At 59.5% G+C, this 9,603-nt stretch carries 14 protein-coding genes and 1 tRNA gene; 1 reads left to right on the top strand and 14 read right to left on the bottom strand.

The window, feature by feature from the left end:
- Positions 1-232 precede the first annotated feature (232 nt).
- The 5 genes from GGQ85_RS16985 to GGQ85_RS16965 all read right to left on the bottom strand — a co-directional run bounded on the left by GGQ85_RS16985 (position 233) and on the right by GGQ85_RS16965 (position 1,772).
- Positions 233-308 (bottom strand) — tRNA-Thr (locus tag GGQ85_RS16985).
- A 46-nt stretch (positions 309-354) separates the two neighbouring features.
- Entirely contained in the window at positions 355-564 is a 210-nt protein-coding gene (locus GGQ85_RS16980) for a hypothetical protein (RefSeq protein WP_309775523.1), read from the bottom strand.
- 86 nt (positions 565-650) lie between these two features.
- The gene (locus GGQ85_RS16975; protein ID WP_309775522.1) at positions 651-878 is read right to left on the bottom strand and encodes a hypothetical protein; all 228 of its coding nucleotides are present in this window, start codon (positions 876-878) and stop codon (positions 651-653) included.
- Between the two features lie 269 nt (positions 879-1,147).
- Positions 1,148-1,333, bottom strand: coding sequence for a hypothetical protein (locus GGQ85_RS16970; protein WP_309775521.1), 186 nt, complete (start codon positions 1,331-1,333; stop codon positions 1,148-1,150).
- Positions 1,334-1,529: 196 nt separating this feature from the next.
- Positions 1,530-1,772, bottom strand: a complete 243-nt coding sequence (locus GGQ85_RS16965; RefSeq protein ID WP_309775520.1) for a DUF6894 family protein — start codon at positions 1,770-1,772, stop codon at positions 1,530-1,532.
- Positions 1,773-2,004: 232 nt separating this feature from the next.
- Here GGQ85_RS16965 and GGQ85_RS16960 point away from each other — a divergent pair, with 232 nt between their 5' ends.
- Positions 2,005-2,247 carry a hypothetical protein gene (locus tag GGQ85_RS16960; protein ID WP_309775519.1) on the top strand — a complete coding sequence of 81 codons (243 nt, stop codon included), beginning with the start codon at positions 2,005-2,007 and terminating at the stop codon, positions 2,245-2,247.
- A 20-nt stretch (positions 2,248-2,267) separates the two neighbouring features.
- Here GGQ85_RS16960 and GGQ85_RS16955 read toward each other — a convergent pair whose 3' ends face one another.
- From GGQ85_RS16955 to GGQ85_RS16915, 9 genes are all read right to left on the bottom strand, one after another.
- Positions 2,268-3,383, bottom strand: coding sequence for a TIR domain-containing protein (locus GGQ85_RS16955; protein ID WP_309775517.1), 1,116 nt, complete (start codon positions 3,381-3,383; stop codon positions 2,268-2,270).
- A 906-nt stretch (positions 3,384-4,289) separates the two neighbouring features.
- On the bottom strand, positions 4,290-5,978 hold the full coding sequence (locus GGQ85_RS16950; RefSeq protein WP_309775516.1) for an ATP-binding protein: 1,689 nt from the start codon (positions 5,976-5,978) through the stop codon (positions 4,290-4,292).
- 3 nt (positions 5,979-5,981) lie between these two features.
- Positions 5,982-6,461: a single-stranded DNA-binding protein gene (locus tag GGQ85_RS16945; RefSeq protein ID WP_309775515.1), complete on the bottom strand. Its 480-nt coding sequence runs from the start codon at positions 6,459-6,461 to the stop codon at positions 5,982-5,984.
- 197 nt (positions 6,462-6,658) lie between these two features.
- Positions 6,659-7,006, bottom strand: coding sequence for a hypothetical protein (locus GGQ85_RS16940; protein ID WP_309775514.1), 348 nt, complete (start codon positions 7,004-7,006; stop codon positions 6,659-6,661).
- Between the two features lie 95 nt (positions 7,007-7,101).
- Positions 7,102-7,482: a YopX family protein gene (locus GGQ85_RS16935; protein WP_309775513.1), complete on the bottom strand. Its 381-nt coding sequence runs from the start codon at positions 7,480-7,482 to the stop codon at positions 7,102-7,104.
- Positions 7,479-7,670: a hypothetical protein gene (locus tag GGQ85_RS16930; RefSeq protein WP_309775512.1), complete on the bottom strand. Its 192-nt coding sequence runs from the start codon at positions 7,668-7,670 to the stop codon at positions 7,479-7,481. The genes GGQ85_RS16935 and GGQ85_RS16930 overlap by 4 nt, the downstream gene beginning before the upstream one ends.
- Complete coding sequence (locus tag GGQ85_RS16925) at positions 7,663-8,697, bottom strand: ATP-binding protein (RefSeq protein WP_309775511.1); 1,035 nt, start codon at positions 8,695-8,697, stop codon at positions 7,663-7,665. The genes GGQ85_RS16930 and GGQ85_RS16925 overlap by 8 nt, the downstream gene beginning before the upstream one ends.
- A 134-nt stretch (positions 8,698-8,831) precedes the next feature.
- Positions 8,832-8,960 (bottom strand): hypothetical protein, encoded by a 129-nt coding sequence (locus GGQ85_RS16920; protein WP_309775510.1) that lies wholly within the window; start codon positions 8,958-8,960, stop codon positions 8,832-8,834.
- A 43-nt stretch (positions 8,961-9,003) separates the two neighbouring features.
- Complete coding sequence (locus GGQ85_RS16915) at positions 9,004-9,342, bottom strand: DUF2934 domain-containing protein (RefSeq protein ID WP_309775509.1); 339 nt, start codon at positions 9,340-9,342, stop codon at positions 9,004-9,006.
- Positions 9,343-9,603: the final 261 nt, after the last annotated feature.

The raw sequence follows: 9,603 nt of genomic DNA, 5'->3' as shown, positions 1-9,603 counted from the left end.
GCCACCCGATACGACAGGCGAACAGAACACTTCACAGGCTTCATCAAGCTCGCAGCAGCCATGATATGGATGCGATGAATGTCGATCGGTTCTAGTGCTCTGGCATCTCTGAAATGGTGCCCGCTGCCGGACTCGAACCAGCGACCTGAGGTTAAAGCCGCTGCTAAGTCTCGCTAAGCCATTGAGTTAACACATGTTAACCCAATCTTTGGCACCGATCTGGCACTTGGATTGGTGCCGGCTGCAGGGATCGAACCCGCGACCCCGTGATTACAAATCACGTGCTCTACCAACTGAGCTAAGCCGGCCACGCCTGGCTTCTAGCAAAAAGTCTCAAGCCTATAAAGCGAAGCGTCACTTCCTAGCGTACCGGTATTTCAAAACTGCCCGGTTATGGGATACGCGATCGAGCCAGTCTCTATGCTCCGCCATCTCGCGGGCCCGCCGCTCGAGAAACCGCTCCTTGCAGAGCCTCGTGCAGAAGTGCTTGAAGCCCACGAAGTGGCGGATCAGGCCGAAGCGGTGGTTGCCGCAATAGGCGCAGGCGTTCTTCTCTCTTGGCATCATGGCCTCCTTCGGCCTGAGGAGGTGTGCAGCAACGCTAAGACTCTCAAGAGCGCGGCAGCGATGATCGCATCAACTAGTCGTGGCTATAAGCGTTGGTGCCTCGGGTAGCTGAGCGCGGCGATAAAGTCGCCGTCCTGTCCGGCAAAACGGTCCGGCGTCTCCTCAATCATCCGGCAGTTTGCGAACGACGCTTCGCAGTGGGGGGAGCAGAACGTCTTGCCCCCGCTGTGCCGGCGCATGAGGCCGAAGGCGGAGCTGTTGCAGAAGTCGCAGGTTTTCTTGATGCTGGGTCGGCGCGCTAAAATTCCCATGAAAAGCACTCCTTCGAAGTGCGGGCGGGATGTAAAATTCGATCCCTTCAATCTGTCCGGCAGTAAGGCGATTTGGCCGCGCACTCCAATATTGAAAGCGCGATTTTTGCACAGATTTTAGATTAATCCATTGGAACCTCGAACCCATAGCTGCAGATAGTTAAATCGCTCGCTCGGACCGAGACATCGGATGTGGCCGATGACTAAAAGAGGACCTCCACAGTGAGTGGAGGTCAGGGGCTTTGCCGGACGAAGGGATCGGCAAGGTCTCAGTTGCGGTCGGGGCGCGACACGCGCCCGCACCATTGCCTGTACTCGGCGAAGTCCCGGGCGCGGGCCTCTAGGAACTGCTGCTTGCACTTCTCAGAGCACAGGTGGTGCCGAAAGCTGACGTAGTGGCGGGTGAGGCCGAAAGGCCCTCCGCAGTAGGAACAGACCTTTTTCTCTTCGGTCATTAATGCCTCCTCAGTTTGGGAGGCGTGCGGCCGACGGCGTAGCAGCCGTGGGAGAACGAGGTCCTCGCCGCACAATTCCAAAACCGAAGAAGCGAACTGTCTGAGGATATTGTCGCACGGGTTTTCGGTGGTTGCCCTGCGTCTGTGAGTTAGGGCAGATGGTCAAAATGACGGGGCCGCCAACTGACGCGGCCTCCTAGCTCGTTCCCGTCGTCACGGTGAGAGTGAGGTAGGTTCGGCCTCGATTAGGGGAGGGCTGGTCCGTCACCTTCATCTCCCATGGCGTCCCGTCCCAAATGTCTGTGGGGTGCTCCGTCATCAGGATGGTGCCGGTGAATTTTACGGCCTCAAGTTTGGCTTCCTCGATATCGGCCACTTCGATCCCGACGTCGTCAACCAGGCGTTTGCCGTTCAGGACATGGAAATAACAGCGCAGCATGAGCACTCCTCCGTTTCGGCGGGGAGCGCTTTCGTTGTCTCTCAGTCAGCGGTCGCCTTGATCGGTCCCGGTGATACCAGGTCAATAGCCCTGATGGCCTGGCGTTCCTATCCGGAGCTAGCCACTAAGATTACAGCAGCTGACTGCGACCATTTGTCGGACCGGTTTTTCCGCGGCGTCCCTAGGGAATGTCTCTGCGCTCCCTATCTCCCGTTGCGCGAGGAGGTGTCCGATGGACCTGAGCCGTATCCGGGAAGAGCTGTGCCAGATGCGCCGCCAGATCCTGAGGCAGCGCAAGGAGATCCGAAATCTCCAGCTGGCGGGCGTCCCGACCGCCGCTGCCGAGGAGCTCATGGCGCGGATGAAGTCGCGGGTGGTAGAGCTTCGGGAGGAGCGGGTCCGGCAGTCGGAGGAGCAGCGCCGGCAAAAACCCGCTATGGCGAACGTGCGGAAGCGGCCCTTCGAGAGGCGGTAACCGACTAGCCGCAATTTCGCTCATCGAAATTGGCTGAAAGTCTTTAAAAGCTTCATTGTGGAGTCATAGTCCAGCTTGTCACCTTCGAATTCACATCGATAGAGGCCTTGTAGATTGGAGGGCAAATGGACGCCGCGCTCGACTAATAGAATAACCTTCTTTCCATACAGCGCCATGGCAGCGCCAATCTCGATGAGCACGTTGTCATTTAATTTGGCTAGTTCGTTTCCGTCCTTGTCCAGGTATTTTCCTTCGGCGCCGACATGGATGACGCCCGCACCACATGAGCGCATATCCTCGAACACTTTTTCTGGGACCGAGATGGCGGTTGCTTCACGTTCGATTGATACTACGGGCTCGAAACTGCCAAACTCCAGCAGCTCCTTTATTTGAGTCACGATTGCTCGCTTCTTCCCATGTGAAATGAACACGCGGTTCGTCTTCGCTGCCAAAGCGGCAGAAGCCTTAATCGCGGCTTGTGGTGGGTCGGCGAAATCTCGCTCGGGCTCTTGGCTCGCATCAACCGATTCTAGAGACTCCGGTTCAACAAATCCCGGCGTTGCGGCTGGAGCTGGTACACCGGGTGAATCGAGGTTTATAAATGGGCCGGTCGGAGTTTCCCTTATTATCCCCGCATAGCGGCCATTTTGTTTGATGATTTCGAGTGCCGCTTCGGCTCTTCCAGCCGGCAAGCCCATGGCTTTGAGGACATTGGCGCCGATGAGGTCGCTGGGAAGCTTAGCGCGCCGGTACTTCTCGAAAAATTCCTTCAGCAGCCGTGGCTTTAAAATTGCCTCCCGCCGGGCCGCCAAGTCCTCCCCTTCGACTTCTGGGGCGACGAGCTTCCGTCCGAGGGGCGTTAGCTTCATTGTGTTGGCGTTCCAGCCGCCATCGACAAGGCCATATGCAACCGCAGCACCTGTCAAATTTTGCCAGGCGCTGCTCGTAGGGCTGATACCTATGGAAAGCGCGACATCGGGCGGCGATCCGCCGTCTCCAGCAAAATCATCGACTATGGCCGACGCAATTTTCTGTGCTTGTTGTAGGGCTGAAAGAGGGAAATCGGACTGTTTGTAGTAAGATCGCTTGCTTCTGACGGTCTCTGGGTTCGAAGCTGATTTAACCTTTCTTGCCATTCTGCCCCCCGGTTTTCCACTAAGGTACGTGGCAGCTTTGCGTCGGTCAACGAGGGGTTGTGCCAAATAAGCATCGGCATATAGCGGCAGTGCTAACCGAAGCGTGAGAATTTACCGGCGATCATCAGCGCCCGCTGGGGATGCATATCGTTTGCAATGGCAGGTCTGGGCCCAGTCCTTGAGGTAATAGAAGCCACGGCCTAGGCAGTTTGGGCAGCCGGCCTTCGGCTCTCTGCCGGCGCAGATGTTAGCGTCGTTGCAGGGCTGGAAGAGGGTGGTGCGCATAACTCTTAATATAAGACTATTACTACTATTAGGGGGTGTGGATATGGGGAGAACTGAAACGGCGTTGGCGCGTAACGCTCGTTTGACGATTGTTGTTCGACGGTGGTGGGGACAGCACTCGAACAAGAAGTGGATAGCGAGATTGTGCGACGCTTATTTCCGGATACCCCCAATTTGTCCCCGCGCTATCCCCACCCGCTATCCCACCTCGCTCTCTCTACAGCGGATTCGCTATCCACACTTTGTCCCCCGTCAATTAAGCGACAAGGCCAGCGTCGCACTTACCTTGAGCTTCGTCCCTGCTGCGGGCTGCAAACGGCGAACTAACCTCAGCGTCGTAGGCGTTTTTTGAACGTTGCCGCGCCGCCATTGCCTGATCGTAAGTGTCAAACGGCCCCTGCAGGACCCAACCACCTGGCGAACCCGAAGAGATCTGCCGAAAGGCAAAGAACCACTTTCCATCAATCTGTCCAGCGTTCACTAGTAGTCCCTCCGCCTAAGTGTGCGGCCATATTTACATCAACATACTGGGCAATGCATCGGTCGTTTCTCTTGAGCAGGACGCCGGGCTTCAGGCGTCTAAAAGATACTGCCTGCCTCCCAGCGGCCTACCCACGAGGCCTACAGGAATAATATGGGTTCGGCCTTCACCTGGCCAGGTGAAGGATAATCTAAGAGGCCCAAGCTGCGCATCGCGCCAAGGTTATTCGAATATCCGCTCGAAGTCGGGCTCTGGCCTGAGGCGGCGGCCAGATCATCCTTGGCGAGCTCCTCGGGGTACTGGTCGATGAGGACTTTCAGGATCGCCCACTGCGCGCGCGGCAGCTTGGATTGAATGCGGTTTTGAAGCTCCTCGCTTGTGGCCGGCGCTTTCGGAACGTTTGCGAATGATCGTCCAGTTGCAGTGAGGGCAACCTCGCTTTGAGCGAGGTATTCGATCATACCGGCAGACCGGAGGGCGCCCAGGTTGTTGCTGTACCCGCTGCTGCGCGGGCTCTGATCGGACAGGAAAGCGAGCTGCACTTTGTTGGCGCGCTCAATGCCGATGGCCGATAGCCACGCCAGCGCGTCGAGTACCCGCTGCCTGGCGGCGCTAAGGCCCTCCGACGGCGGAGCGGATATTGGGATTTCTGCAGTAGGGCTCGGCGTCGGCGCGGAGCGGGTTGCCTTCGCAGGCGCGGGCCCGCGCTTAATATCGTCGAGAGCGGCGATCATCGCCTTTCCTATCTCGTCGAAGGTGGTCCATAGGAGCGTCATTGCGCCGCCATGGCGCGCCGACTCTTTGACCATGCCGCCGAACACCCTTTCGAGCCGAAGGATCTGCGCGTCCTTTAGGACCGGCACCTCAACTATCTTGGTCTTCTCTTGCGGGAGTTTTTCGACCGGCGGCGTTCTAAGCTGCGAGGTAAGGCTTTTTACTTGCTGCTTCAACTCAGCAACGGTCTTGGCCTCTTGCTCGGCTTCTGCCGGCAGATCGGCCAGCTCCCCGAGCACCTGCTTAATGGCGCTCGTTGGCGGCACGGTCCGCGTGAGTGCGCGCGATCCCGCCTTGGGATGCGTGGTGCGAACAGGCCCAATAGTGACGCGGGTTACCTCGTCTGAGATCGCCGGGCCGAAAGCATAGAATTCGCCCGGCCTGAGCGCGCGCAGGGAAAGCATCTGGTCGCGCGACGCAAAGCCGAGCTCGTCGCCGGCGCGCTTCATGTCGATGTCCTGTGTCGCGCGGCCAATGAGCTTATTATTACACTCCGCAGCGGCGTCCTTGTTCAGCTTGGAAATCCGCTGCGTAGCGAGCACGGCACAGAAGCCGCGCTTGCGGCCGAGCGCGGCGAGCCCGATGACCGCATCCATAGCCTCGCTCTGGCCTTTCTCCGGCGCATAGGTGTGGGCCTCGTCGATGACGATGATGCAGGGATGCCACAGCTCCTTGGGCGCGTTTATGAGCGCGTCGAGGAAGAGCCTGACGAAGCGCTTGCGGTCCTGCGGATGCAACTCGTAGAGGTCGATAATCGCCGAGACCTTCAGCTCGAGCAGCTTGCGGGCGAGCAGGGCGGCGCTCCTCGGCTCCGCGGGCGTGTCACCGCCTTTGCCGGCAAGGATGAAGTCATGCTTCTCTCGGAGGGTGGAAAACTCGCCTTCGGAGTCGATGACTATCTGCTGCACCTTGCCGTGGGTCTGCTCGAGCAGACGGCGAAGCGCCCAGGATTTGCCGCCGCCGGAGTTCGCTTGCACGAGCAGGCGGCTCTCAATGAGCTTTGACAGGTCAATGTTTGTGTTGTCGTTGAGTCTTATGTTGGTGTCGGTAGCCATACGCTAAAAGGGGATATCGTCCGGATTAATGTCCTCCTCGGGGTAAGGGATGGGCGCTGCGCTCGCTGTAGCCTCGCCTGAGCCGCGTTCGGAGGGAGGGCGCTGGTCGGTATCGCTATCAGGAGCAACGTCCTTCACAGGCCCGTTTAAGCTGCCTGGGCGCGGGCCGAACTTCACCTTCTCGGCGACGATCTCTGCGCGGTACTGCTTGCCCTTGTCGGGGCTGTCCCACGAACGGGTCTGCACGCGGCCCTGCACATAGGCGATGCCGCCCTTGCGCAGATACTGCGCGCAGGTCTCCGCCAGCTTGCCGAAGACGACGATGTGGTGAAACTCCGTGTCCTCGCCTTTGGAGCCGTCGGGCTTCTTGACCGCGCGGTTCGTGGCGATGCCGAATGAGGCGACGGAGCCGCCGCTCGCGAGCGCCTTAAGCTCCGGGTCGCGGGTAAGGTTGCCGCAGACGTGGATAGTGTTGATGTTCATAGATTAGTTTTTTGCGATTAATCCTGGTGCCGAGGATGAAGCTGGAACCAAGCGTCCTGCCGCCGGTTCACTGTCCACACAAACCGACAGGGGTTTCCTCATGGACAGTACAACGCTCATCATCATCATCGTGCTAGTGCTTCTCCTCGGCGGCGGCGGATTGTACGGCCGCGGACGCTGGTTCTGATCGCCAAGCGTCATCCGAGCAACTGCGCGAGGTACGCGACGCACTCGTCGCTCTGCTCGGAGAGGTCGTCTTTGCGGAGGTTCCAAGACCCCTTGAAGATCTCCTGCTCGGGCTCGGGACCCGCTGGCAGATTGACCCGGCAGTATTCCATTGATCCATCGAAGTTCAGATTCAGGCTATCGCCGTAGGTGCTTCCAGCTTCCATAGCCAACAGCACATCGGCGAGGCGGACGGGGCGACCATGCTCGCGTTTGGTTTGAAGTCCCTGCCATGAAGTCTGGTCACGCAACGTGGCATCACTCGGGTTCGCCTCGATGCACGCGGCGCGTATCAGGTCGATTTGTTCTTGTCGGGTCATATGGCCTCAGTCTCGCTATCGTCGTCATGCGGGCAGTCGTAGTCGTTGCCGCACGCGCTGGTGCATTGGGTGTTGGGTCTAGTATCCATAGTTTTTTACTTAGCGAGTAATTCCGGATTTTCGTAGATCGTGCCGCGCACAGTGACGTTTTTGCCAATCTTGCAATGCGGATACCCGTTTCCTCTGAGGGTGCCGGCCTGGAAAGCGGCGTCGGCATGACAATGGATAACCTTGCGCAGCCCCGGCTCAAACGAGCCGAAATCGTTCTGCCAGTTTCCTTCGAGGATATGCCCTTCGTAAATTTCCTCATCATTCTTGTCATTGCGTCCGATGTACTGCAGCAGAGCTTCCGGCACGCGCTGCACACCTTCGGCGTCGAGTATGCGATGAACCTCGCCGCTCTCGGTGAAGCTGATGGCGCGCACGTCGTGCATCTTCCCGTTGGCCCACGCTCGATACTTGATAGGGCGGGTCATATCTTTTTGATCGTTATGGAATAGCGACCGACGCGCTTGCCGTAATAAGTAATGGTCTTGGTGATTATTGCTTCGTCAGCGTCGTTGTCCAGACAGAGCGCCTTGATGAGAAACATCGCGCAACGATCAATGTGTTTGAGTACTGCCGGGTCGGTTTTTCGGCCGGCCTCCTTGATCGCTTTAGTCATGGTTCTCAGCCTCGGCCCGGGCGGCGTCATCGGCGGATTGAGCCAGTAATGCTTCATCTTCAGGCGTGAGCTCGCCGGCTGCAGGGTCGGCCGCCTTAGGCGCGGCCGGAGCGGGGGCCGCGGGCGGCGCCGGCGGCATCGCCTTAACCTTCGCCTCGAGGCGTGAGAGGATGGCGTCTGCGTTCTCAACCCTCGCGCCGTCGAGCTGGGTGAGCCCTATGATGCTCTTGCGGATCGCTTCCTGCGTCGTCACGTCGGCGCCGAGCAGCTTGAGGCAGTAAAGTATCTTCGCCTTCGTGCGGGCGATCTCTTCCGGCGGAGCCTCCTTCGCCGAATTGAGCCACCCGAGAATGCGCTCTCCGATCTTCTCGTCGGGCGTGAAGATCTCGTCCTTGAAGAGGTTCGTGCGGTCCTTGCTCGCGCGCGCGTTGTGCGCCTGGTCGATATCGAAGAAGACCGTGAACTCGTACTCCATGCCTTCGCGCTGGACCGGGGCCATGCCGAGCTTTACCGGCCGGGACTTCCTGTTGCCCCTGCTGTCGGTGTACTCCTCGAGCTCGTACTGCTGCTTGCTGCGCGTCGTGGCGATGATGTGCGCGGGAGAATTGAGCATCGCGCCGACGAGCATGCGGTGCTGCGGCGTGAGATCGGCCCAGACGGTGTAGGAATTCTTGGCGGACTTCCCGAGCTTGTCCGCCTGGTCGAGTATGCCGCCTTCGTCGCTCCAGGCATGGCTCAGGCTGTCGATGATGATCGTATCGTAGCCGGCTTCCTCGCCTGCGCGGATAGCCTCGACGTAGCGCTCCGGCTTGTACGGCGGCTGGAGCGTGATGATGTCGTAATCGAAAAGGTCCGCATAGAGGTCGCCCGAGCCGCGCTCGGTATCGATCATCAGTATTCGGCCGGCGGGGGTGATGCCCTTTGCGAGCTTCAGGGAGCTCATGGTCTTGCCGGCGCCCGAGGGGCCGGCGAGTCCGAGGCGCAGCTTGGCTTTCGTGCGCTCCGCCCTGCGAATTTCTACAGTCATGCATGTTGGCGGCCTCTGCTATGGATTAAAGAGGTCGCGGCTAAAAACGATAATGCGAACGGGAACGGCCCTGTCGAACTAAGCTCCATCATACCATGACGAGCGGTCGTCAACTGAGGGTATGTGGATAGCGGCTATGAGAGCTTCTCGCCGGCTCGCACGCGGCGCATGTGGTCCTTGAGCGCCTCGTCGGAGCCAAGCTTTTTGCGGAGGTTCTGCGCGCGCTTCTTGCCGAGCGCTACGGCGCCTGGGTCTTTCGCCATGCGGAAATGATAGCACGGCGCGGCCAAGCGGAGCAGCGCGGCATCAGGCTATCAGGTCAGAGGCGCGGGGGCGGTCGGGCTTTTCGCGATCGCGCTGCTCCCGCTCGGCCTGGAAATAAAACTCCTGATCGCGGCCTTCGGGGCACCCGGCCTTCTCCCACAAGTGGTAGGCGCGGACCTTGATGCTCTCGTCAGCGGGATCGGCAGCCGGGGGCGCCGGCGCTGCCGAGTCGTCTGGAGAAGTTGCCGGGGCGGGGTCTTCGCGCGACACCTCGTCCAAGGTCTTGCGCGCGAACTCCGATCCTATCTCCAACCCGGCCGCCGCGGCCGATAGCCCGACGGCTGCCGTATCCTTCACTACCTTCTGGAGCTCTTTTCGCATGGTGGCATCCCGAGGCTTCATGCCCGGCGCTGCGGGCGGGCCTGATAAATGCGAAGCGGGAGGGCTTGGTTCCTGAAGGGGATTGCGATCGATCTGCTCTGGAGAGGCTTCGCCGCCGAGCATGCTCCGAATGGTGCACGGTCCCGCGGCGCTCTTGGGGGCATGGAGGCGCAGGGACCGTGCGGGGGGTCCCGGGGGAGAGGGCCCCTTCGCGCTGATATGTAGCTCCGCTATATCTTTGTAAGGCCTGGAACGGGCTCT

Origin of the sequence: Nitrobacter vulgaris, assembly GCF_031453995.1 — a bacterium.
GTDB classification, from domain to species: domain Bacteria; phylum Pseudomonadota; class Alphaproteobacteria; order Rhizobiales; family Xanthobacteraceae; genus Nitrobacter; species Nitrobacter vulgaris.
This window is presented reverse-complemented; position numbering and strand designations above follow the sequence as displayed.